Raw genomic sequence first — 23,148 nt, 5'->3', positions numbered from 1 at the left:
CCGGGCATGAGCTCGTCATCTCATGACCACCCCCTGCCCCCGCCGCGCGTCGTAGAGGTCTCCGAGGGCGTCTACGCCTACGTGCAGCCCGACGGGAGCTGGTGGATCAACAACACCGGATTCCTGGCCGGGCGGCGCGGCGTGATCTGCGTCGACGCCTGCTCGACCGAGCGCCGCACCCGCGACCTGCGCGAGGCCGTCGGCAAGGTCAGCGGCAGGCCGATCACCACGCTGGTCAACACCCACCACCACGGCGACCACACCTTCGGCAACTGGCTGTTCCCCGAGGCCACGATCGTCGGGCACGAGGGCGTACGGGCCCAGATCCTGGCCGACGGGGTCCCGGCGTACCGGGGGGCCTGGTCGGCGGAGGTGGTGTGGGGGGCGATGGAGGTCGCGCCGCCGTTCCTGACGTACACCGAGGGGGTCACCCTGTACTCCGACGACCTGCGGTGCGAGGTGCGGCACGTCGGGCCGGCCGCGCACACGACCAGCGACTCGATCGTCTGGATCCCGGAGCGGCGGGTGCTGTTCTCCGGCGACCTGGTCTTCAACGGCGGCACGCCGTTCGTCCTGATGGGATCGGTGGCGGGGACGATCGCCGCGCTGGACACGCTCAGGGGGCTGGACGCCGAGACGATCGTCCCCGGGCACGGCGAGGTGTGCGGGCCGGAGGTCTACGACCGGGTCGAGGGCTACCTGCGGTTCGTGCAGGAGGCCGCCCGGCACGGCCGTGAGGCGGGCCTGACGCCGCTGGAGGCCGCGCGGGAGACCGACCTCGGCGAGTGGGGCGGGCTGCTCGACCCCGAGCGCATCGTGGGCAACCTCCACCGGGCCTACGCCGAGCTGGACGGACGCCCGCCGGGCGCGCCGATCGACGTCGGCGCGGCCGTGCAGGACATGATCGCCTACAACGGCGGGCGGCCATTGTCCTGTCTCGCCTGACCCGGCGAGGGTGTGATCACCGATACCCGGGTATGACCGTGGGCGTACTTCGCCTTTGCCTGGAGGTCGTCATGGGTGTCGGGGTCAGCATCTTCTTCCTCACGCTCGGCGCCATCCTGAAGTTCGCCATCGAGCCGGACGTGTTCGGCCAGAGCGTGCACATGGACATCATCGGCGTCATCTTCATGATCGTCGGGGGCGTCGGCGTCGTGCTCAGCATCGTGCTCGCGCCCCGGCGCGGGCGCACCTCCGACGACCGGCTGATGCACCGCGAGAACCACCCGCCGGAGCTCTAGAGGGCTCTAGAGGCTGAGCTGCACGGCGGCGCGCGTCGCCAGGATCGGCTTGATGTACTGCGCGATCACGGCCTGGTGGCGGGGATGGTCGCGGTAGATCACGAAGTCGTCCACGCTGTCGAGGTCGGCGACCACGGCGAACTCGTGGTTGCCCTCGGTGATGCCGGCGTCGGGACCCACCGTGTACGCCCGTAGCTGCGGGATCTCGCCCGGCAGCTTGCGCAGCTCGGTCGCGACCGCGGCCTTCTGCTCGTCGGTGGCGTCGTCGGCCCAGGTGAACAGCACAATGTGACGGATCATGCGCCAACCCTATCGACACCCACCCTTCCCGAGAGTTATTCTCATGTCGAGATTGACTCACATTGAGAAGGACGTGGGCATGGACGAGTTCCTGGCCGGCTACAACCCCCGGCTGTACGCGCCGGTCGCGGTCACCGTCGACGTGGTGGCGCTGACCATCCGCGACCGGCGGCTGCACGTCCTGATCGTCGAGCGCGGCGTGGAGCCGTACGCGGGCCGGTGGGCGCTGCCCGGCGGCTTCGTCAGGCCGGACGAGGACCTGCCCGAGGCGGCGGTGCGCGAGCTGGCCGAGGAGACCGGCGTGTCCACCAGGCCGGCGCACATCGAGCAGCTCGCCAGCTACGGCGGCCCCGGCCGCGACCCCCGCATGCGGGTGGTGTCGATCTCCTACCTCGCCTTCGCCCCCGACCTGCCCGACCCCGAGGCCGGCACGGACGCGGCCGCCGCCGTGTGGCACCCGGTCGACGACGTGCCGCCGCTCGCCTTCGACCACGCCCGCATCCTGGCCGACGGCGTCGAGCGGGCCCGGTCGAAGCTGGAGTACACGCCGCTGGCCACGGCCTTCGCCGGCCCCGAGTTCACCGTCTCCGAGCTGCGGCTGATCTACGAGACCGTGTGGGGCACGCCGCTGCACGCGGGCAACTTCCACCGCAAGATCCTGTCCGTCCCCGGGTTCGTCGAGAGCACCGGCCAGACCACCGAGACCGGCGGCCCCAGGGGCGGCCCGCGCGCCAAGCTCTACCGCGCGGGCGACGCCCGGCTGCTCCACCCCGCGCTGCTGCGGCCCGCGCGGGAGGAGGAGGTGCGATGAACACGGCGGAGGCGGCGGCGATCGTCGCCGGGGCGCGATCGGCCCAGGAGCTGTTCGCGGGCGGCTCTCCGGCCCGCGTCTACCGGCGGCTGGCCAGGGCGTTGCACCCCGACCTCGCGCCGGGCGGCGAGGAGGCGTTCAAGCGGCTGGTCGCGCTCTGGGAGACCTACCACCGGGGGCAGCGGGTCGGCGACTTCCTGGTCGGGCCGCCGCTGCACAAGGGCGGCACCGCCGTGCTCTACCCGGCCGGGCGCGGCGCCGGGCGCGACTCGCTGCTCAAGGTGGCCCGCGACCCGGCCGCCGGCCGGCTGCTGGTCCGCGAGGCCGCCGCGCTGCGGAAGCTCGCCTCGGACGGCGACCCGCGCCTCCTGCCGTACGTCCCCCGCCTGGTCGAGAGCTTCCGCTACCGGAGCGGCGAGGTGGTCCGGCAGGCGAACGTGCTCAGCCGGGCGCCCGACGGGTTCGTCACCCTCGAACGCGTCGGCACCGGCCGCGACCCCCGCGACGTGGCCTGGATCTGGCGGCGGCTGCTCGTGGCCGCCGGGTTCGCCCACCGGGCCGGCGTCGCGCACGGCGCCGTGCTCCCCCGCCACGTCCTCGTCCATCCCCTTGACCACGGGCTCGTGCTGGTCGACTGGTGTCACGGCGACCGGCTCGACGAGCGCGCCGACATCACCGCCCTGACCAGGTGCGTCGAGCGCCTGCTGGGCGAGTGCCCGCGCCGGATGCGCGCCTTTGTCCGCGGCTGCCTGCTGCGCCCGCCGTCCGACGCGTGGGAGCTGCTGCGCGAGCTCGACGACCTGCTCGACGACCTGTATGGACCCCGCACGTACCGTCCGCTCCACCTTTGAGGGAGGCTGCCATGGGCAGCGGAATCTGGTCCACGAATGTCTACGACTCCGCCGCGCGCTACCGCGCGGCCACCGGCTCCAGCGCCTTCGCCTACAGCGACGGCGGAGCCCGGCAGGTCCACCCCGACCTCGACCCCTGCGGCGTGACGCGGGAGAGCCGCGACTCGGCCGAGCACCCCGACTCGCTGGCCATCGCCGTGCTCTTCGACGTGACCGGCTCGATGCGCGCGGTCCCCCGCGGGCTGCAGACCCGGCTGCCCGACCTGCTCGGGCTGCTGCTGCGCAAGGGGTACGCCACCGACCCGCAGATCATGTTCGGCGCGATCGGCGACGCCACCTGCGACCGGGCGCCGCTGCAGGTCGGCCAGTTCGAGTCCGACAACCGCATGGACGACCAGCTCGGCCTGATCCTGCTGGAGGGCGGGGGCGGCGGCCAGAAGCGCGAGTCCTACGAGCTGGCCATGTACTTCATGGCCAGGCACACCTCCATCGACTGCCACGAGAAGCGCGGCAGGCGCGGCTACCTGTTCGTCATCGGCGACGAGATGCCCTATCCGCGGGTGTCCAGGAACCAGGTCGGGGACCTCGTCGGCGACCGCCTGACCGCGCCCCTCGGGGTGGCCGACATCGTCGCCGAGCTGACCCGCAAGTACGACGTCTACTTCATCCTCCCCCAGGGGGCCAGCTACGCCGGCGACCCCGAGGTGCTGGACGCCTGGCGCGACCTGCTCGGCCAGAACGTGCTGGAGCTGGACGACCTCGACGCCGTGTCCGAGACGATCGCGCTCACCGTCGGGCTCGGCGAGGACGCGATCGGCCTGGACGAGGGCCTGGAGGACCTGGCCGAGCTGGGCTCGACGGCCGGCGCGTCCGTGTCGCGGGCCCTGGCCAGGCTCGACCGCGGCACGGTGGTCACCGCCGAGCCGCTCGACGGGCTGCGGCCATGAACGACCACCTCGTCGTCGTCGACCTCGGGTACGGCGACGCCGGCAAGGGCACGGTCGTGGACTGGGCGTGCGCCACGCTGCCCGTCCACGCCGTGGTCCGGTTCAACGGGGGCGCGCAGGCGGGGCACAACGTCGTCCTGGACGACGGGCGGCATCACACGTTCGCGCAGTTCGGCGCGGGGACGTTCCGAGGGGTTCGTACGCATCTGTCGAGGTTCGTGGTGGTCGATCCGCTGGCCCTGTCGGCCGAGGCGGAGCATCTGGCGCGGCTCGGCGTGCCCGACCCCTTCGGGCTGCTCACGGTGGACCGGGACTGCCTGCTGGCGACGCCGTACCACGTGGCGGCCGGGAGGAGGCGGGAGCTTGCGCGGGGGGCCGCGCGGCACGGGTCGTGCGGGATGGGCGTCGGGGAGGTGATGGCGTACCGGCTGGAGCACGGCGCGCTGGCGCCCCGGGCGGGCGACTCGCCGCGTGAGCTGACGCGGAAGCTGACCGTGCTGCGGGAGGCGCTGGGGGGCGAGGGGCCTGCGGTGGCCGACTGCGTGGCCGTCTACCGGGCGTTCGCCGAGCGGGTGCGGCTGGTGGACTCGTCGTACACGGCCGGGCTGGTCAGGCGGGGGCCGGTCGTGTTCGAGGGGGCGCAGGGGGTGCTGCTGGACGAGCGGTGGGGGTTCGACCCGTACACGACGTGGAGCACGACGACCTTCGCCAACGCGCTGGAGTTGCTGGAGGGGGCGGGGGCGGCGCGGCTGGGGGTGCTGCGGACGTACACGACCCGGCACGGCCCCGGCCCGCTGGTGACCGAGGACCCCGCGCTGACGCTGCCCGAGCCGCACAACCCGGCCGGGCCGTGGCAGGGAGCCTTCCGGCTCGGGCACTTCGACGCGGTCGCCCACCGGTACGCGGCCGAGGCGGCGGGCGGCGTGGACGGCCTCGCCCTCACCCACCTGGACGCGGACGTCTCGCGCATGTGCGTGCGCTACGACCGGCCCGTCACGTTCGCCGAGCCGGACCGCACGTCCCGGCTGCTGCGGGCCGTCCCCGTGTACGAGGAGGGTGTATCAGACTGGCCCGCGGCGGTCTCTCATGTCGTGGGCGCGCCCGTGTGGCTGGAGTCGTACGGCCCCCGCGCGAGTGACAAGAAGGCGCCCTGGCCGAGCCTGCGGTGACCGCCGGGGAGAGGGGTCCTCCCGGCGGTCACCGCCTGGCTCTAACTCCAGGCGAGCATGCGGAGCGGGTCCTCCAGCATGGCGCCGACGTCGCGCAGGAACATCGAGCCCAGCTCGCCGTCGACGATCCGGTGGTCGAAGCTGAGCGCGAGCGTGGTCACCTTGCGCACGGCCAGCTCGCCGTCGACCACCCACGGCATGTCCCTGACCTGGCCGAAGGCCAGAATGGCCGACTCGCCCCGGTTGAGGATGGGAGTGCCGGCGTCGACGCCGAACACGCCCACGTTGGTGATCGTGATCGTGCCGCCCAACATCTCGGCCGGCTGGGTGCGGCCCGCCCTGGCTGCCTCCGCCAACGCGCCCAGTTGCCTGGCCAGCTCGGGGAGGGAGAGGGCGTGGGCGTCCTTGACGTTGGGCACCACGAGGCCGCGCGGGGTGGCGGCGGCGATGCCCAGGTTCACGTACTGCTTGACCACGATCTCCTGGGCCGCCTCGTCCCACGACGAGTTGATCATCGGGTAGCGCCTGACCCCGGTGAGCAGGGCCCGGCAGACCAGCAGGAGCGGGGAGACCTTGACCTCGGCGAAGTCGGGCAGGGCACGCAGGCGCCTGACCGCCTCCATGGTCTCCGTCACGTCCACCTGGAGGAACTCGGTGACGTGGGGGGCCGTGAACGCGCTGGCCACCATGGCCTGGGCGGTCATCTTGCGCACGCCCTTGACGGGGACGCGCTCCTCCCGCTGCTGGGGCTGAGCCTGCCGGACGGGCTCGGGCGCCGCCTGGGGGCCGCCCTCGGCGGCGGCGTGCACGTCGTCGCGGGTGATGGACCCCTGGGGGCCGGTGCCGGTGAGCGTGGTGAGGTCGACGCCCAGGTCCTTGGCCAGCTTGCGGACCGGCGGCTTGGCCAGCACGGCCACGCGGCCCGGACCGACGGGCGCGACGACGGGCGGGGGCCCGGCCGGCTCGACCGGGCGGGCCGTCGGGGCCGGGCCGGGGACCTCCACGCGGGCCGGGTTGGCCACGGGCGCGGCCGCGATCGGCTCCGCCGGCTGCTTGCGGGGACGGCGCTTGGAGGCGCCGGTCTTGACGCCGTAGCCCACCAGGACAGCCTGCCGCTCCTCCTTGGGCGCGGGGCTGCCGTGGGCGCCGGGCTCGACCGCGCCCTCCTCCGGCGGCTTGGGCACCATGTCGTCGGCCAGCGCCTTGAGCCCCTGGTCGCCGCCGCCTCCCTCACCGGCCATCTCGCCGCCGCCGGTGTCCACGGAGACGATCGGCGTGCCGACGTCGACCGTGACGCCCTCCTCGACCAGCACCCCCGAGACCACGCCGTCCCAGGGGATCGGCAGCTCGACGATGGACTTGGCGGTCTCGATCTCCACCACGATCTGGTTGACCTTGACCTCGTCGCCCGGCCGCACGTGCCAGCGGACGATCTCGGCCTCGGTCAGCCCCTCCCCGACGTCGGGGAGCTTGAACTCGCGTCGCATGGAAGCACGTCCCCCTTTCAGAACCCGAAGGCGCGGTCGACGGCGTCGAGCACCCTGTCCAGGTCGGGCAGGTAGTGCTCTTCGAGCTTCGACGGCGGATAGGGGGTGGAGAAGCCGCCGACCCTCAGGACGGGCGACTCCAGGTGGTAGAAGCACCGCTCGGTGATCCGGGCCGCCAGCTCGGCGCCGAACCCGCTGTAGACGGGGGCCTCGTGGACCACGACCGCCCGTCCGGTCCGGCGTACGGACTCCATGACCAGCGGCTCGTCCAGCGGGTTGAGCGAGCGCAGGTCGATCACCTCCAGCGAGCGGCCGTCGTCCTCGGCGGCCGTGGCGGCCTCCAGGCACGTCTTGACCATCGGGCCGTAGGCCAGCAGCGTGACGTCGGACCCCGGCCGGACGACCCTGGCCTTGTCGAACGGCGTCCACCAGTCGGTCGAGGCCGTGTCGATGTCGGCCTTCTCCCAGTAGCGGCGCTTGGGCTCGAAGAAGATGACCGGGTCGTCGCTCCGGATGGCCTGCTGGATCATGGTGTAGGCGTCGGCCGGGTTGGAGCAGGCCACCACGCGCAGGCCGGCCGTGTGCGTGAAGTACGCCTCGGGCGACTCGCTGTGGTGCTCGACCGCGCCGATGCCGCCGCCGCACGGGATGCGGACGACGACGGGCAGCTTGATCGCGCCGAGCGAGCGCATCGGCATCTTGGCGAGCTGCGTGATGATCTGGTCGGCCGCCGGGAAGACGAACCCGTCGAACTGGATCTCGCACACCGGCCGGTAGCCGCGCAGCGCCAGGCCGATCGCGGTGCCGATGATGCCGGACTCGGCGAGCGGCGTGTCGATCACGCGGTCCTCGCCGAAGTCCTTCTGCAGGCCGTCGGTGACGCGGAAGACGCCGCCGAGCTTGCCGACGTCCTCGCCCATGATGAGGACCTTGGGGTCGTCCTCCATGGCCCGGCGCATGCCCTCGTTAAGCGCCTTGGACAGGCTCAACACCGTCATTTCTCGAAGCCCTCCAAGTAGGCGGCGAACTGCGCGCGCTCCCCGTCGATGAGCGCGTGGGGCTCGCGATAGACGTGGTCGAAGATATCGAGCGGCTCGGGGTCGGGCATCGCCAGGCACCGCCTGCGCAGGTCGGCGCCGAGCTGGTCGGCCTCCGCGGTGACGGAGTCGAAGAACGCCTGGTCGGCCAGCTCGTTGCGGAACAGGTACGCCTTGACCCGCTCGATCGGGTCCTTCAGCTTCCACGCCTCCAGCTCGCTGGCCACCCGGTAGCGGGTCGGGTCGTCGGTCGTGGTGTGGGCGCCCATCCGGTACGTGAACGCCTCGATCAGCGTCGGCCCCTGGCCCGTACGGGCGGCGTCGAGCGCCTTCCTGGTCACCGCGAGGCAGGCGAACACGTCGTTGCCGTCGACCCTGATGCCCGGGAAGCCGAAGCCCGAGGCCCGGCGGTAGAGCGGGATGCGGCTCTGCTTCTCCAGCGGCTCGGAGATGGCCCACTGGTTGTTCTGGCAGAAGAAGACGATCGGCGCGTTGAACACGCCGGCCCAGATGAACGACTCGTTCACGTCGCCCTGGCTGGTGGCGCCGTCGCCGAAGTAGGCGATCGTGGCGGCGGAGGCGTCGTCGCGCTGGATGCCCATCGCGTAGCCGACCGCGTGCAGGGTCTGGCTGCCGATCACGATCGTGTACAGGTGGAAGTTGTGCTCCTCGGGGTCCCAGCCCCCGTGGTTGACGCCCCTGAACAGGCCCAGCAGCTTCACCGGGTCGACGTCGCGGCACCAGGCGACGCCGTGCTCGCGGTAGGTGGGGAAGGCCATGTCGGTGTCGGTGAGCGCGCGGCCCGAGCCGATCTGGGCGGCCTCCTGGCCGAGCAGCGAGGCCCAGATGCCCAGCTCGCCCTGCCGCTGGAGCGCCACGGCCTCCAGGTCGATGCGCCGGACGAGCACCAGGTCGCGGTAGAGCGACCTGACCTCTTCGGGCGTCAGGTCTATGTCGTAGTCGGGGTGCTCGACCCGTACTCCTTCGGGGGTGAGCAACTGCACGAGCTCAGGGGGTGCTTCGGCACCACGAGAGGCGTCGACTGTCACGTGCCGCTCCTGTGCGATCGGGGCCGGTGTCGATGGGGTCGCCACCTGGGGCCAGCCGTGGGTGCGTGCGAACCATGTGGTGGTGGTTCGTACGCGTTTGGGGACATCGTGGCAGACGTCACAGCCCTCCGCGCAAGCCCCATGTCCTCCCCGTTCCCGTTGTGTCGACGGGCATGCACGCCGGTAGGCTTGCTTTCCCAAGCACCCACTCCACCCAGGAGGAACGCAGTGGCGCGCGTCATCGTAGACGTCATGCTGAAGCCCGAGATCCTCGACCCGCAGGGCCAGGCCATCGCCAGGGCGCTGCCCAGGCTCGGTTTCGCCGGCGTCTCGGCCGTCCGTCAGGGCAAGCGGTTCGAGGTCGAGCTGGAGGGCCCGGCCGACGAGGCGGCTCTCGACGAGGTACGGAAGATGGCCGAGACACTGCTGGCCAACACCGTGATTGAGGACTACAGCGTCCGAGTTGAGGGGTAGAAGGCACATTTGATGCCTGGTTTTACCCCTGGTGGGTTAAAGTCGCGTTCGGCCATGCCACAATGCCACGGGCGTGCCAACACTAAATAACAACAACGTGATTTTGCGGTTAGCCCCGATTTCACAGGGAAACCTACTCCAGGTGACATTCCGGAGCCCGGAGGAGTCCGGTGGATATTGAGTTCTCGTTGGCGCTGCCTCGGGATGCGATCGGCATACCGATGGTCAGGCGGGTGCTTGGCGATGCGATGCGTTCACTCAACGTGAGCGAGACCTGCATCGCCGACATGCTGCTCGCCGTCTCCGAGGCGTGCTCCAACGCGGTGCGACACGGCGGCCCGGCCAATCGTTACGAGGTCTCCGCGTCGATCGGCTACGGCCGCTGCGACGTGCGTGTCGCCGACAGCGGCGACGGCCTCCCGTCGATGCCGCTGCACTTTCCTCCGCCCGACACCGAGAACGGCCGCGGCCTGCTGATCATGCGGTCCGTGGTGGACGAGATCTCCTTCGGCACCACCCCGGGCCGCGGCACGACGGTCCACCTGCGCAAGATGCTCGCCTGGGACGACGAGGCCGAGGGCGCCCGTCACCGCGAGCTGGCCGCTGTCTGAGCGCTGTCCGAGCGCTGTCTGAGCGCTGTCCGACCCGCTGCCCGGAACACAGCCGCGCACCCGATAATCTGAGTACACCGCCGTAGACCGCCGTCCGCCCCTAAGAGACGGTGGCACGCGCGTGCGCATTCCTCGGAGGGGACGACTGTCATGAGCGCTGCCCGTGTGGGCGTAGTCACGTTTCCAGGAACTCTCGACGACCAGGACGCCGCCAGAGCCGTGCGCCTCGTGGGCGCGCAGGCGGTCCCGCTGTGGCACGCCGACCACGACCTGAAGGGAGTCGACGCCGTCTTCCTGCCCGGCGGCTTCTCCTACGGCGACTACCTGCGCTGCGGCGCGATCTCCAGGTTCGCCCCGCTGATGGACGAGCTCATCCCGGCCGCCAAGGCCGGCCTGCCGGTGATCGGCACGTGCAACGGCTTCCAGATCCTCTGCGAGGCCCACCTGCTGCCCGGCGCGCTCACCCGCAACGCCTCGCTCCACTACGTCTGCCGCGACCAGCGGCTCACGGTCGAGCAGCCCGCCACCGCCTGGACCGGCTCCTTCGAGCAGGGCCAGGAGATCGTGCTGCCGGTCAAGCACGGCGAGGGCCGCTACGTCGCCTCCGAGGAGACGCTGGCCGCGCTGGAGTCCGGCGGCCACGTCGTCGTGCGCTACGCCGGGGGCAACCCCAACGGCTCGCTCAACGACATCGCCGGCATCCGCAACGAGGCGGGCAACGTGGTCGGCCTCATGCCGCACCCCGAGCACGCCGTGGAGGAGCTGGTCGGGGCGCCGAGCACCGACGGGCTCGGCTTCTTCACGTCCATCCTGAAGAATCTGGTGAACGCATGAGCACCGACAACGTCAAGCGGGCCGCCGAGACCCCCGACGAGCCGATGCCCTTCGCCGAGCTGGGCATGAAGCAGGACGAGTACGACCGGGTCAAAGAGATCCTGGGCCGCCGTCCCACCGGGTCCGAGCTGGCCATCTACAGCGTCATGTGGTCCGAGCACTGCTCGTACAAGTCGTCCAAGGTGCATCTGAGGCAGTTCGCCACCAAGGCGCCCAAGTCCGAGGCGCTGCTCGTGGGCATGGGCGAGAACGCGGGCGTCGTCGACATCGGCGACGGCTGGGCGGCCACGTTCAAGATCGAGTCACACAACCACCCGTCCTACGTCGAGCCGCACCAGGGCGCGGCCACCGGCGTCGGCGGGATCGTGCGCGACATCATGTCGATGGGCGCCCGCCCGATCGCCGTCATGGACGCGCTGCGCTTCGGCGGCGCCGACGCCGTGGACACCCGGCGGGTGCTGCCCGGCGTGGTCGAGGGCATCAGCCACTACGGCAACTGCCTGGGCCTGCCCAACATCGGCGGCGAGGTCGTCTTCGACCCCTGCTACATCGGCAACCCGCTGGTCAACGCGCTCTGCGTCGGCCTGCTGCGCAAGGACCAGATCAAGCTGGCCACCGCGCCCGGCCCGGGCAACCAGGTCGTGCTGTTCGGCGCGTCCACGGGCCCCGACGGCATCGGCGGCGCGTCCGTGCTGGCCTCGGCGACGTTCGAGGACGAGTCGCAGGCCAAGCGGCCCGCCGTGCAGGTGGGCGACCCGTTCATGGAGAAGCTGCTCATCGAGTGCTGCCTGGAGCTCTACGCGGCCGACGTCGTCGTCGGCATCCAGGACCTCGGCGCGGCCGGCGTCTCCTGCGCCACCACCGAGCTGGCCGCCAAGGGCACCGGCGGCATGAAGGTCGACCTCAACCTGGTCCCGCTCCGCGACCCCTCGCTCAGGCCCGAGGAGATCCTGATGAGCGAGTCCCAGGAGCGGATGATGGCCGTGGTCCGGCCCGACGACATCCCCGCGTTCCTGGCGATCTGCGCCAAGTGGGACGTCCCGGCCACCGTCATCGGCGAGGTCACCGACACCGGTCGCCTGATCATGACGTGGGACGGCGAGGTCATCGTCGACATCCCGCCGGGCACCGCCGCCGACGACGGCCCGGTCTACGAGCGTCCCTTCCACGAGCCGTCCGGGCAGGGCGCGCTCAACTCCGACACCCCCGACCGGCTGGCCCGTCCCGACGACCTGCGGGCCACCCTGCTGCAGCTCCTCGGCTCGCCCAACCTGGCCTCCAAGGAGTGGGTGACCTCCCAGTACGACCGGTACGTCCGTGCCAACACCGTCCTGGCCCAGCCCGCCGACGCGGGGATGCTGCGCATCTCCGAGGTCATGGCCGGGGCCGAGCCGACCACCCGGGGCATCGCGCTGTCCACCGACGGCAACGGGCGTTACGCCAAGCTCGACCCCTACGCGGGGGCGCAGCTCGCGCTGGCCGAGGCGTACCGGAACGTGGCCGTGACCGGCGCCAAGCCGCTGGCCGTCACCAACTGCCTCAACTTCGGCTCGCCCGAGGACCCCGAGGTCATGTGGCAGTTCGCCGAGGCCGTACGCGGGCTCGCCGACGCCTGCCGCACCCTCGGCGTGCCGGTGACCGGCGGGAACGTCTCCTTCTACAACCAGACCGGCTCGACCGCCATCAACCCCACGCCGGTCGTGGGCGTGCTCGGCGTCATCGACGACGTGGCCAAGCGGGTGCCGTCCGGGTTCACCGCCGAGGGGCTGCGGGTCGTGCTGCTCGGCGACACCGGCGAGGAGTTCGGCGGCTCGGAGTGGGCCCACGTCGCCCACCGCCACCTGGGCGGCCTGCCGCCGCACGCGGACCTGGAGGCCGAGCAGGCGCTGGCGACCGTGCTGGTCGAGGCGGCGGCGCGCGGGCTGCTGGAGGGGTCGCACGACCTGTCCGACGGCGGCCTGGCCGTGGCGCTGGCCGAGTCGTGCCTGGCGCGCGGCGTCGGGGCCACGGTGGCGCTGAGCGGCGAGCCGTTCACCGACCTGTTCAGCGAGTCGGCCGCGCGGGCCCTGGTCGTGGTGCGGCCGGAGGCGTTCGACGAGTTCGCGGCGCTGTGCGGGCGGCACGAGGTGCCGTGTTACGGGCTCGGGGTCACCGGCGGGGAGTCGCTGGTGGTCGAGGGCGTGTTCGAGGTGGGGATCGAGGAGATCCGCGAGACCCACTCGGCGACGCTGCCCGCGCTGTTCGGCTGAGATCCAACGAGAAGGGCCGGTGCGGGGTGACCCCGCACCGGCCCTTCTATGTGTCGTCAGACCTTCTTGATGCAGACGACGTAGACCTTGCCGGAGACGCTGGTGCCGTTGTTGCCGCCACCGTGGGTCTGCGTGTCGGCGGTGAGGTTGTTGCCGCCGCCGTTGTCGTCCTTGGCGACGGTCACCGTCCAGCCGCTGGCGCCGGGGAAGCTGCCCATGACTTCGGCGTTCTTCAGGGTGCTGAAGGAGAAGCCGCCGCCGGTCGGGGTGCCGCCCTTGTCACAGGTGGCGGTCACCGGGCCGAGGCCGCTGATGGTCGCGTCGTTGGTGTAGGTGCCGTAGGCGGCGCCGGCGCCGTCCTTGCCGGGATCACCCTTGGGGCCCTGCGGGCCCGTGTCACCCTTCGGTCCCTCGGTCCCGCGCGGACCCGTGTCGCCCTTCGGACCCTTTTCGCCCTGCTTGCCGTCCTGGCCGTTCTTGCCGTCGTCGCCCTTGGGGCCCTGAGGACCGGTGTCGCCCTTGGGACCCTGCGGGCCGGTGTCGCCCTTGGGGCCCTGCGGGCCGTCCTGGCCGTTCTTGCCGGGGAGGCCCTGCTTGCCCTGGGGGCCCACCGGGCCGGTCTCGCCCTTCGGGCCCTGGGGTCCCTGCGGGCCGGCGACGCCCTGCTTGCCCTGCGGGCCCGTGTCGCCCTTGGGGCCGGACGTGGCGCCGTTCAGCTCCGTCGTGCTGCCGCCGATCACGACGCGCTCTTCGGTCTTCCGGCACGGCGTGGTCGGGTTGACGATGCGGACGTACCGCGTCTTCTTGTGCACGCAGGCGTAGACCTCGCTCGCCGCCGACGAGGCGGTGGCCACGCCACCGACGGCGAGGAGCGAGGCGGCGAGCGCTCCGACAGTGGCGAGGGTGAGCGTACGCCCACCGCGAACCTTGATAGCCACGGCTTTCCTTCCAAGGGACAAGTGATGCTCAGGTTGTGCATGAGATTCACGTTTCGACCGTTCCAAAGGTTGGCAAGAACTACATAACGTGTATGTCACGAAACGGAGGGTTACTGACCAGATTGACCGACTGTCGCGCTGCCAGTGGGTAAAAGGACGCATTGGCGGCGGCGATCCCGCGTGGATAATCGGGTCTGTGCCCAGCCCCTACCTGCCGCCGGCCACGCAGCCCGTCCGAGGCGCGGTCTGGGGCATCCACCTCGTTCTCCCCCTGCTGGGGCTCTGGTTGCTGCTCGCGCAGCAGCACCTCAACGTCGTCTGGCAGCACAACGCGAGCCACTTCTGGATGATCCTCGCGGTGGCCGGGATCAACGTGGCGCTCGGCGGCCTGATCACCGAGGCCGCGCGCCGCCGTCAGGACGCCCGGCTGTTCCTGGTGTCCATGGTGTTCCTCAGCAGCGCGGGCTTCTTCCTGCTGCACGGCCTGGCCACGCCCGGCGTCATCCTGCCGACCGGCTCGCTGGGCTTCGACCTGGGCCAGCAGGTGGGGCTCACGATCGCGTCGATGTTCGCGTTCGCCTCGGCCCTGCCGCTGGGCGAGCGGGCGGCCAGGGCCGTCCTTGACGCGCAGCACTTCGTCCGGGCGATGTTGTTCGGCTTCCTGCTGCTGTGGGGGCTGGTCTCGCTGGTGCCCGAGCTGACCGCGCTCAGCGATCCGCCCCTGGTCGCGCCGGTGGGCTGGCTGGGCCTGGCGTCCGTCCCCGGCGTCCTGCTGTACGGCGCGGCCGGCGTGATGATGTTCCTGCTCCACCGCCGCCGCCCCTCGGCCATGCTGGTCAGCCTGATCACCGCGTACGCGCTGCTGGCCGAGGCGATGGTCGCCGGGATGTCGCAGCTCAACTGGCACCTGTCGTGGTGGGAGTGGCACGTGCTGCTCACCCTCGCCTTCGTGTTCGTGGCCTACAGCGCCTACCTGCAGTTCAGGCGCGAGGGGTCGAGCGCCGGCCTGTTCGACTCGGTGACGCTGGCGGCGACGGTCGCGCGCCTCCAGCAGGACTACGACCAGGCGCTGGAGGAGCTGGTCGAGCACGTACGAAGGGGCGAGCCGCTGGCCGCGACCCGGCTGTCGGGCAAGTTCCGGCTGAACGAGAGCCAGGCCGCCGTGCTCGACCGGGCCGGGGAGGCGCTGGCCCACGAGCGGGAGCTGTCGGAGCGGCTGGCCGCGCTGGTGGCGGTGAGCGCGCAGACCCGCGTGGGCCTGCCGGAGGGCGAGCTGCTGACCACCGCGCTCGACCGGGTCAGGCAGGCGTACGGTGACGTCAAGATCGCGCTGGTGTCGGAGGGCCGGACGCAGATCGGCTCCCGCGCGTACGAGTTCGACGGCGACGGGCCGATCCGCCGCGACCACCGGCTGGCCTACCCGCTCAGGGTCAGGGGCCACCTGGCCGGCGTGCTGGAGGTGCCGGTGGGCCGCACCGGCCAGGACGAGGCGCTGGCCGCCACCCTGGCCGGCCAGCTGTCCATCTCGCTGGAGAACGCCCGCCTCTACCAGGAGCTGGACACCCTCTTCCGCCAGTACATGTCGCCCGACGTGGCCAACGCCCTGCTCGCCGACCCCGCCCGGGCCGCGCTCGGCGGCGAGCTGAAGGAGCTGACCGCGCTCTTCGCCGACCTCAAGGGCTTCACCTCCTTCTCCGAGCAGGTCACGCCCGGCGAGATCGTCGAGATGCTCAACCGCTACCACACGGCCGCCGTGCCCTGCGTGCTGAACAACGGCGGCACGATCGTGCAGTTCGTCGGCGACGCGATGCTGGCCCTGTTCAACGCGCCGGCCACGCAGGCGGGGCATGCCAGGGCGGCCTGCCGGGCCGCGCTGGAGATGCAGCGGGCCGCGGCCGAGGTGGCCGAGGAGATGGCCTGGAAACGCGCGGACGACGTGGAGTGGCCGACCTTCCGGGTGGGCGTCAACACCGGTCCCGCGCTGGTCGGCAACATCGGCAGCCCCGAGTTACGCGGCTTCAACGCGATGGGCGACTGCGTCAACGTGGCCGCCAGGTTGCAGGCCCTGGCCGAGCCGGGGACGGTGGTGATCGGCGAGACGACGCTGCGGCAACTCGGCCGCGACGTCTCGGTGGACGCCCTGGGACGGCTCACCCTGAAGGGCAAGGAAGAACCCGTGGCCGCGTACGTTCTGACTGGAATGCCATAGAACGGCAATGGCCGTCCGTACATAATCGGCGCATGACTCCAGAGCCCGGCGAATTTCTTTCCCTGCTCACCGCCGAGGAGATCGACACCCTGCGAGCCGCCGGGCGCCCGCGGCAGTGGGATCGCGGCACGACGGTGATCGGCGAGGGCGACTCGGCCGACTGGGTGGTCGTGCTGACGCGGGGCCGGGTCAAGGTGTCCTCGCACACGAGCAGCGGCACCGAGGTGGTCCTGGCGGTACGCGGCCCCGGGGCGCTGCTGGGCGACATGTCGGCCGTGGACGGCTCGCCGCGCTCGGCCACCGTCACCGCGCTGGAGCCCGTCCAGGGCATCGTGATCGGCGACTTCAGCGGCTTCCTGGCCGCGCACGGCCGCATCGCCGTCCTGCTCCTGCAGCTCGTCGTCGGCCGGCTGCGCGACGCGGACCGCAAGCGCGTCGAGTACGGCGCGTTCGACACCACCGGCCGGGTGGCGACCCGGCTGCTCGAACTGGCCGACCGGTACGGCGAGCCGACCACCGCCGGCGTGCGCGTGACCCTTCCGCTCAGCCAGGACGAGCTGGCCGGCTGGACCGGCTCCTCCCGCGAGGCGGTCAGCAAGGCGCTGCGCAGCCTGCGCGACCGCGGGCTCATCGAGACGGGCAGGCGGCGGGTGGTCATCCACGACGTCGAGGGGTTACGCAGGCGAGCCAGATAACCCCTGCCACAAAACGGACGTACGACGTACGTCATAGTGGGAGTCATGGTCGCGGTCACCCCCGAAACCGGCACCTCCATGCGTTACGCGTGGCGCGTCTGCTCGGTCACCAGCCTGGGCCTCGTCCTCATCGGCATCGCGGGCAGCACGCTCAACGTCGCGCTGCCGACCGTGGTGCGGCACTTCCACGCCGACGCGACGCAGTCGGGATGGATCCTGCTGGCGTTCCTGCTGGTCAACACCGCGAGCCTGGTGTTCTTCGGCCGGGTCGCCGACCTGCTCGGCAGGCGCGAGGTGTATCTGGCGGGGTTCGCCTTGTTCACCGCGGCCTCGCTGCTGGCCGGGCTGTCACCGGACGTCTGGTTCCTGGTCGGCATGCGCGTGGTGCAGGCGATCGGCTCGGCGATGATCCTGGCCAACGGCACGGTGATCATCACCGACGCGTTCCCGCCCGAACGGCTCAGCCAGGGCATGGGCGTCTACATCGGCACGCTGTCGGTGGCCCAGCTCGCCGGTCCGACGCTCGGCGGCCTGATCGCCGAGACCGCAGGCTGGCAGTGGATCTTCTGGGTGAACGTGCCCGCCGGGCTGGTCGCGCTCGGCTGGGGTGCGGTGATCTTACGCAAGATGCCCCGGAGGCCGAAGCAGCCGGTGGACGCGCTCGGCAACGTGCTGGTGTTCGCCGCGCTGTCGGCGGTGCTGCTGGCGGTCAACGAGGCCGGGTCCGGCGGCCTGACCAGCCCGGTCGTCCTGACCGGAGCGGCGCTGTTCGTGCTGCTGCTGCCGCTGATCGTGCTGGCCGAGCGGCGTTCGGCGAACCCGGTGCTGGACCTGCGGCTGTTCGGCGGCCGGCTGCTGGCCTATGCGAACCTGGCCTCCTTCTGCAACGCGCTCGCCCGTTCGGCGCTGATTCTGGTGGTCGCGCTCTACTTCCAGGCGGCGCGCGGGCTCGACGCGTTCTCGGCCGGGCTGAGCGTGCTGCCGGTGCCGGTGGGCATCGGGCTGGCCTCGCCGATCGCGGGCCTGCTCGGGCCCCGGGTCTCGCCGTACGGGCTGTCGATCGGCGGCGCGGCGATGAGCGCGCTCGGGCTCGGCACGCTGATGCTCACGGCCGACCCGGCGACGCCGTACTGGGTGACCGGGCTCGCCCTGTTCGTGGCCGGGTGCGGCAGCGGGACGTTCCTGACCGGCAACACCACCCAGGTCATGGCCGCCCTGCCCACCGGCAGCCTGGGCGTGGTCAACGGCTTCCGCGTCATGATCATGAACGTCGGCATCGTGATCAGCGTCGGCCTGTCGCTCAGCGTCGTGACCAGCTCCGTCGGCCCGGCGCTGCGCGCCCAGGTGTACGCGGGCACGCTGTCCACGCTCTCCCCGGTGGCCGTCGGGCAGCTCATGGACGGCTTCCAGCGCGCGTACGCGGTGCTGTTCGCCGTGGCGCTGGCCGGCGCGCTGCTGGCCGCGCTCGCCAGGTCTCAGAGGGCTCCGGCGAGCCTGGACTCCACGTCGCGGTAGCGGGAGACCGGGATGAGGTGCACGCCGTCGAACGCGCCGGACTCGCGCAACGCGAGCACCTGCTCGCAGGCCGCCTCGACGCCCGCCATGCGGTCGGCGGCCACCCGTTCGACCAGCTCGGCGGGCAGGGCGATGTCGGGGATGGCGGCGGCCAGCGTACGGGCGTGGCGCTCGCTGGCCAGCACCATGACGCCGGCGTAGACCGGCACGTCGATCCGGTTGGCCTCGCGCCAGCGCACCTGCGCCTCGACCGAGAAGCTGACCTGCGAGAACAGGAAGTCGGCCGCGCGCTTCCAGTCGGGCAGCGGGCGCAACCCGGCCGCCGCGCCGACGCGGACGGCCGCCGAGAAGCCCCTCGCCTCCTCGATCATCGAGCGGACCGTCAGGTCGCCGGTACGGCTGCCGCCGGCGGGCTTGTCGCCGTGGACGAACAGGAACTGGTCGACGCCGTACGCCGCGGCCGTCAGCAGGTCGCGGTGGAAGCCGAGCAGGTTGCGGTCGCGGGAGTTCAGGCAGGCGATGCTGCGCCCGCCCATCGCCTCGACCTCGTGGGCCACGGCCACGCTCGACACGGTGGCCCGGCCGATGTGGTTGTCGGGGATGAGGAAGGAATGGGCGACCTGGCTGAGCGTGCCGATCTGGTGGCGTACGCGCTTCAGGTCGGGCTTGGTGGGAGGTTCGATCTCGCAGACCAGCTCGAAGGGCATGATCCCGACTTTAACGTCCGGCGGCCAGCGCCTCGATGCCGCGCAGCACGAGATCGACGCCGAAGGAGTCGTAGAAGTCCGGGTCGGCCCCCGCCACCAGCGGTGAGGCCATCTCGACCAGGTACGGGTACTTCTCCGGCGACAGCGACTGGAGGCCGGCCCGCTTGACCCGGACGGCCTCCGCGATCTCCTCGCCGGTCCGGCCGGCCTTGAAGTGCACGGGCGCATCGGCGATCGACAGCGCGCTCTGCAGCAGGTACTTGGTGATCAGGCAGCTCTCCTCGACGCCGAACCCCGCCGTACGGGCCAGGCCCAGGGCCTTGTCCCAGACGACCAGGAAGTTCGGGACGGAGATCGGGTCGATCTGCTCGATGACGTTCTTGGCGCAGGGATGGGCGCGCAGGGTCCTGATGAGCCCCTGGGTCAGGTCGCGGAGCTGCTGCTGCCAGGGCCGCTCGTCGGCCGGCGCGGGCACGAACCCGCCGATCAGGTGATCGGCCATGCCGAACAGGAGCTGGTCCTTGTTCTTGTAGTGCCAGTACAGGGCCATCGGCGTCACGCCCAGGTCGGTCGCCAGCCGCCGGATCGTCACGGCGTCGAGCCCCTCGGTGTCGCCGATCTCCAGCGCTCGCTCGGCGATGACCTGCGCGGTCAGTTTTCCCATCACGGTTGACAACTATACGTCGTACAAGTTGAACTGTACGACGTACAAGTACGGCGTATAGGAGGTTGTTCCATGCGATGGTGGGCGCTGGGTGCCGTGACGTTGGGCACCTTCATGACCTATCTCGACAACAACGTGGGTAATGTCGCGTTGCCGACGATCCAGCGGGAGCTCGGGCTGACGATCTCCGGGCTGGAGTGGATCGTGAGCTCGTACATCCTGGTCTTCGCCGGGCTCATGCTGGTCGGCGGCCGGCTCGCGGACCTGTTCGGCGCCCGCAGGGTGTTCCTGGCCGGGCTCGCCGTCTTCACCGTGGCCTCGCTGGGCGCCGGGCTCGCCACCTCGGGCGGCATGCTGATCGCGGCACGGGCCGTCCAGGGCGTGGGGGCGGCGCTGCTCACGCCCACGTCGCTCACCTTGATCAGCCAGATCTTCCCCGACCCCGGCGAGCGCGGCAGGGCCGTGGGCATCTGGAGCGCGTCCGGGGCGCTGTCCATGGCGCTCGGCCCGGCGGCCGGCGGATTCATCAGCGAGAACCTGCACTGGGGCTGGATCTACCTGATCAACGTGCCGATCGGCGTCGCCACCTTCGGCCTGGGGCTGTGGGCGGTCCGGCCCGCGTTCACCCGCCTGCGGCACCGGCTCGACCTGCCCGGCCTGGCCACCTCGGCGCTCGCGCTGGTCTCCCTCACCTACGCGCTCATCGAGGGCGACCGCGCCGGATGGACGTCGGCCGAGATCCTGGCCGCGTTCGGTCTCGCGGCGGCGGCGGCCGTGGCGTTCGCGCTGGTCGAGACGCAGGCCGAGCGCCCGATGATCGACCTGTCGCTCTTCCGCGCCCGCGTGTTCAGCGGCGGCGCGCTGACCATGGGCATCTGGTCGTTCGGCGTGTTCGGCATCTACTTCTTCAGCGCCCTGTGGCTGCAGAACGTGCTCGGCTTCTCCCCCACCCAGGCCGGCCTGGCGTTCGTGCCGATGGCCCTGGTCATGGCGGTCGTCGCCATCCTGTCGCAGCGGATCTCCGCGCGGCTCGGCACCGGCCCGACGGTGGCGCTCGGCATGGCGCTCATGGGCGCGGCGATCTACCTGATCTCCGGCGTCGGCGCCGACGGCGACTACGCCGACGTCGCGCCCTGGTTCCTGCTCTACGGCCTCGGCGGCGGCATGCTGGTGCCGCTCACCTCGGCGATCCTCGGCGGCCTGCCCAAGGAGCGGACCGGCGTGGCCTCGGGCGTGCTGAACGTCTCACGCGAGGTGTTCGGCCTGCTCGGCATCACCGTGCTGGGCGCGATCCTCAGCTCCAGCCAGAGCGGCAGCGACCGGCCGCCGCTGGCCGCCTTCCTGGACGCCTACCAGTTCACGCTGGTCATCGCGGCGGTGATCGTGCTGGCGGCCATCCCGCTCAGCCTGTACGCCCTGCGCCCGTCCCGCCGCCCGTCGGAGGCGGACGGTCCTCAGGCCACCGCCTCCGCCACCGTCGGCTCGTCGAACTGAGTGCGGTACAGCTCCTCGTAGCGGCCGCCCATGGCCAGCAGCTCGGCGTGCGTGCCGCGCTCGGCTATGCGGCCGTCCTCGATCACCAGGATCTGGTCGGCCGCCCGCACGGTGGACAGCCGGTGGGCGATCACCACGGCGGTCCGGCCCGCCAGCGCCTCCCCCAGGGCCGCCTGCACGGCCGCCTCGGAGGTGGAGTCGAGGGCCGCGGTGGCCTCGTCCAGGATCACCACGCGCGGCCTGGCCAGCAGGAGCCGGGCGATCGTGAGCCGCTGGCGCTCGCCGCCGGACAGGCGGTAGCCGCGCTCGCCGACCACGGTGTCGAGCCCGTCGGGCAGCGACTCGATCAGCGTCCGCAGGCGGGCCCTGGTGAGGGCGTCCCAGATCTCCTCCTCGCTCGCCGTGGGCCTGGCCAGCAGCAGGTTCTCCCTGATCGTCTCGTGGAAGAGGTGGCCGTCCTGGGTGACCATGCCGAGGGTGTCGCGGACGGCGTCGAAGGTCAGGTCCCGTACGTCCACGCCGCCGAGGCGGACGGCGCCTGAGTCGACGTCGTACAGCCTGGGCAGGAGCTGGGCGATCGTGGACTTGCCGGCCCCCGACGAGCCCACCAGCGCCACCATCTGGCCCGGCAGGGCCGTGAACGAGATCCCGTGCAGCACCTCCTCGCCGCCCCGCGAGTCCAGCGTGGCGACCTCCTCCAGCGAGGCCAGCGACACCTTGTCGGCCGCGGGGTAGGCGAAGCGCACGTCGTCGAACTCGACGGAGACCGGGCCGTCGGGGACCTCGCGGGCCTCCGGACGTTCCTGGATGAGCGGCTTGAGGTCGAGCACCTCGAAGACGCGCTCGAAGCTGACCAGGGCGCTCATCACGTCCACGCGGGCGCTGGCCAGGGCGGTCAGGGGCGCGTACAGGCGGGTCAGCAGGAGGGCCAGCGACACGACCGCGCCGGGTTCGAGCTGGTCGCGCAGGGCGTAGAAGCCGCCGAGGCCGTAAACGAGGGCCAGCGCGAGCGCCGAGACCAGGGTCAGGGCCGTGACGAACACCGACTGGTTCATGGCCGAGCGCACGCCGATGTCGCGCACCCGCCGCGCCCGCGCGGCGAACTCGGCCGACTCGCGCGCCGGCCGGCCGAACAGCTTCACCAGCGTCGCGCCCGGCGCGGAGAACCGCTCGGTCATCTGGGTGCCCATGGCCGCGTTGTGGTCGGCGGCCTCGCGCCGCAGCCGCGCGATCCTGACGCCCATCCGCCGCGCGGGCAGCACGAACACCGGCAGGAGCAGCAGCGCGAGCAGGGTGATCTGCCACGAGATGCCGATCATCACGCTGAGCGTCAGCACGAGCTGCACCACGTTGCCCGCCACGCTGGACAAGGTGTCGGTGAAGGCCCGCTGCGCCCCGATCACGTCGTTGTTCAACCGGCTCACCAGCGCCCCGGTACGGGTCCGCATGAAGAACGCGACCGGCATCCGCTGCACGTGGTCGAAGACGGCCGTGCGCAGGTCGAGGATCAGGCCCTCGCCGATGGTGGCCGACTGCCAGCGGTTCAGCAGGCCGAGCCCGGCCTCGGCGAGCGCCAGGCCCGCGATCAGCACCGCGACCACCACGACCACGTCGAGCGGCTCGGCGTTGAAGATCGCATCGACCACCCGCCCGGCGAGCAGCGGCGACACCACGGCCAACCCCGCCAGCACCACGCTGAGCACGAGGAACAGCACGATCCTGCGGCGGTGAGGGCGGGCGAACCCGCCGATACGCCGGAGCGTCGCCCTGTTCAGCGGGCGACGCTCCGGACGGTTGTTCATCGAGTAAAGCTGATGCCAGGCGGTCACTTCCATGCTCATGGCATGGAGACTATTTCCTCAAGTT

22 protein-coding genes are annotated in these 23,148 nt (G+C 71.6%); 14 read left to right on the top strand and 8 right to left on the bottom strand.

What is annotated here, in order from left to right:
- Positions 1-6 precede the first annotated feature (6 nt).
- Together ACWCSU_RS39425 and ACWCSU_RS39420 are read left to right on the top strand one after the other, a co-directional pair.
- The gene (locus tag ACWCSU_RS39425; RefSeq protein WP_449941934.1) at positions 7-945 is read left to right on the top strand and encodes an MBL fold metallo-hydrolase; all 939 of its coding nucleotides are present in this window, start codon (positions 7-9) and stop codon (positions 943-945) included.
- A gap of 71 nt (positions 946-1,016) precedes the next feature.
- Entirely contained in the window at positions 1,017-1,241 is a 225-nt protein-coding gene (locus tag ACWCSU_RS39420) for a hypothetical protein (protein WP_364101178.1), read from the top strand.
- Between the two features lie 6 nt (positions 1,242-1,247).
- Here the strand turns inward: ACWCSU_RS39420 and ACWCSU_RS39415 are convergent, their stop codons facing one another.
- Positions 1,248-1,541, bottom strand: a complete 294-nt coding sequence (locus tag ACWCSU_RS39415) for a Dabb family protein (protein WP_357708081.1) — start codon at positions 1,539-1,541, stop codon at positions 1,248-1,250.
- A gap of 79 nt (positions 1,542-1,620) precedes the next feature.
- Between ACWCSU_RS39415 and ACWCSU_RS39410 the strand changes: the two genes are divergently transcribed.
- The 4 genes from ACWCSU_RS39410 to ACWCSU_RS39395 are packed head-to-tail and all read left to right on the top strand — an operon-like array spanning position 1,621 to position 5,319.
- The gene (locus ACWCSU_RS39410) at positions 1,621-2,352 is read left to right on the top strand and encodes an NUDIX hydrolase (protein WP_357708105.1); all 732 of its coding nucleotides are present in this window, start codon (positions 1,621-1,623) and stop codon (positions 2,350-2,352) included.
- Entirely contained in the window at positions 2,349-3,203 is an 855-nt protein-coding gene (locus ACWCSU_RS39405) for a molecular chaperone DnaJ (protein ID WP_357708079.1), read from the top strand. Before ACWCSU_RS39410 ends, ACWCSU_RS39405 begins: the two co-directional genes overlap by 4 nt.
- A gap of 11 nt (positions 3,204-3,214) precedes the next feature.
- The gene (locus ACWCSU_RS39400; RefSeq protein WP_449941933.1) at positions 3,215-4,150 is read left to right on the top strand and encodes a hypothetical protein; all 936 of its coding nucleotides are present in this window, start codon (positions 3,215-3,217) and stop codon (positions 4,148-4,150) included.
- Complete coding sequence (locus ACWCSU_RS39395) at positions 4,147-5,319, top strand: adenylosuccinate synthetase (RefSeq protein ID WP_449941932.1); 1,173 nt, start codon at positions 4,147-4,149, stop codon at positions 5,317-5,319. Before ACWCSU_RS39400 ends, ACWCSU_RS39395 begins: the two co-directional genes overlap by 4 nt.
- 41 nt (positions 5,320-5,360) lie before the next feature.
- On the opposite strand, the gene ACWCSU_RS39390 is transcribed toward ACWCSU_RS39395, so the two are convergent.
- From ACWCSU_RS39390 to pdhA, 3 genes are read right to left on the bottom strand one after another with little or no spacing between them, the layout of a single operon-like run.
- Positions 5,361-6,806 carry a dihydrolipoamide acetyltransferase family protein gene (locus ACWCSU_RS39390; protein WP_449941931.1) on the bottom strand — a complete coding sequence of 482 codons (1,446 nt, stop codon included), beginning with the start codon at positions 6,804-6,806 and terminating at the stop codon, positions 5,361-5,363.
- 17 nt (positions 6,807-6,823) lie between these two features.
- Positions 6,824-7,804: an alpha-ketoacid dehydrogenase subunit beta gene (locus ACWCSU_RS39385; protein ID WP_357708074.1), complete on the bottom strand. Its 981-nt coding sequence runs from the start codon at positions 7,802-7,804 to the stop codon at positions 6,824-6,826.
- Positions 7,801-8,892 carry a pyruvate dehydrogenase (acetyl-transferring) E1 component subunit alpha gene (gene pdhA / locus ACWCSU_RS39380; RefSeq protein WP_449941930.1) on the bottom strand — a complete coding sequence of 364 codons (1,092 nt, stop codon included), beginning with the start codon at positions 8,890-8,892 and terminating at the stop codon, positions 7,801-7,803. Before pdhA ends, ACWCSU_RS39385 begins: the two co-directional genes overlap by 4 nt.
- A 228-nt stretch (positions 8,893-9,120) precedes the next feature.
- On the opposite strand from pdhA, the gene purS reads away from it, so the two are divergent.
- From purS to purL, 4 genes are all read left to right on the top strand, one after another.
- Positions 9,121-9,366: a phosphoribosylformylglycinamidine synthase subunit PurS gene (purS, locus tag ACWCSU_RS39375; protein WP_357708072.1), complete on the top strand. Its 246-nt coding sequence runs from the start codon at positions 9,121-9,123 to the stop codon at positions 9,364-9,366.
- Between the two features lie 221 nt (positions 9,367-9,587).
- Positions 9,588-9,977: an ATP-binding protein gene (locus ACWCSU_RS39370; protein ID WP_352320494.1), complete on the top strand. Its 390-nt coding sequence runs from the start codon at positions 9,588-9,590 to the stop codon at positions 9,975-9,977.
- 150 nt (positions 9,978-10,127) lie between these two features.
- Complete coding sequence (gene purQ, locus ACWCSU_RS39365; protein ID WP_357708071.1) at positions 10,128-10,811, top strand: phosphoribosylformylglycinamidine synthase subunit PurQ; 684 nt, start codon at positions 10,128-10,130, stop codon at positions 10,809-10,811.
- Positions 10,808-13,060, top strand: a complete 2,253-nt coding sequence (gene purL / locus ACWCSU_RS39360) for a phosphoribosylformylglycinamidine synthase subunit PurL (protein WP_449941929.1) — start codon at positions 10,808-10,810, stop codon at positions 13,058-13,060. Before purQ ends, purL begins: the two co-directional genes overlap by 4 nt.
- 56 nt (positions 13,061-13,116) lie before the next feature.
- Here purL and ACWCSU_RS39355 read toward each other — a convergent pair whose 3' ends face one another.
- Positions 13,117-13,998 carry a hypothetical protein gene (locus tag ACWCSU_RS39355; RefSeq protein WP_449941928.1) on the bottom strand — a complete coding sequence of 294 codons (882 nt, stop codon included), beginning with the start codon at positions 13,996-13,998 and terminating at the stop codon, positions 13,117-13,119.
- Between the two features lie 196 nt (positions 13,999-14,194).
- Between ACWCSU_RS39355 and ACWCSU_RS39350 the strand changes: the two genes are divergently transcribed.
- From ACWCSU_RS39350 to ACWCSU_RS39340, 3 genes are read left to right on the top strand one after another with little or no spacing between them, the layout of a single operon-like run.
- Positions 14,195-16,207, top strand: coding sequence for an adenylate/guanylate cyclase domain-containing protein (locus tag ACWCSU_RS39350; protein WP_449941927.1), 2,013 nt, complete (start codon positions 14,195-14,197; stop codon positions 16,205-16,207).
- 32 nt (positions 16,208-16,239) lie between these two features.
- Positions 16,240-16,902, top strand: a complete 663-nt coding sequence (locus tag ACWCSU_RS39345; protein ID WP_449941926.1) for a Crp/Fnr family transcriptional regulator — start codon at positions 16,240-16,242, stop codon at positions 16,900-16,902.
- A gap of 45 nt (positions 16,903-16,947) precedes the next feature.
- Positions 16,948-18,417 (top strand): MFS transporter, encoded by a 1,470-nt coding sequence (locus ACWCSU_RS39340; protein WP_357708064.1) that lies wholly within the window; start codon positions 16,948-16,950, stop codon positions 18,415-18,417.
- Here the strand turns inward: ACWCSU_RS39340 and ACWCSU_RS39335 are convergent.
- Together ACWCSU_RS39335 and ACWCSU_RS39330 are read right to left on the bottom strand one after the other, a co-directional pair.
- A complete protein-coding gene (locus tag ACWCSU_RS39335) occupies positions 18,378-19,124 on the bottom strand; it encodes a methylenetetrahydrofolate reductase (protein WP_449941925.1) in 747 nt (248 codons plus the stop codon). The two genes, ACWCSU_RS39340 and ACWCSU_RS39335, sit on opposite strands and share 40 nt — an antisense overlap.
- Positions 19,125-19,134: 10 nt before the next feature.
- Positions 19,135-19,788 (bottom strand): TetR/AcrR family transcriptional regulator, encoded by a 654-nt coding sequence (locus ACWCSU_RS39330; RefSeq protein ID WP_449941943.1) that lies wholly within the window; start codon positions 19,786-19,788, stop codon positions 19,135-19,137.
- Between the two features lie 72 nt (positions 19,789-19,860).
- Between ACWCSU_RS39330 and ACWCSU_RS39325 the strand changes: the two genes are divergently transcribed.
- On the top strand, positions 19,861-21,282 hold the full coding sequence (locus ACWCSU_RS39325; RefSeq protein ID WP_449941924.1) for an MFS transporter: 1,422 nt from the start codon (positions 19,861-19,863) through the stop codon (positions 21,280-21,282).
- Here the strand turns inward: ACWCSU_RS39325 and ACWCSU_RS39320 are convergent.
- A complete protein-coding gene (locus tag ACWCSU_RS39320) occupies positions 21,243-23,123 on the bottom strand; it encodes an ABC transporter ATP-binding protein (RefSeq protein WP_357708061.1) in 1,881 nt (626 codons plus the stop codon). The genes ACWCSU_RS39325 and ACWCSU_RS39320 overlap by 40 nt on opposite strands.
- Positions 23,124-23,148: the final 25 nt, after the last annotated feature.

The sequence above is a fragment of the Nonomuraea sp. NPDC001699 genome (genome assembly GCF_053596455.1).
This window is presented reverse-complemented; position numbering and strand designations above follow the sequence as displayed.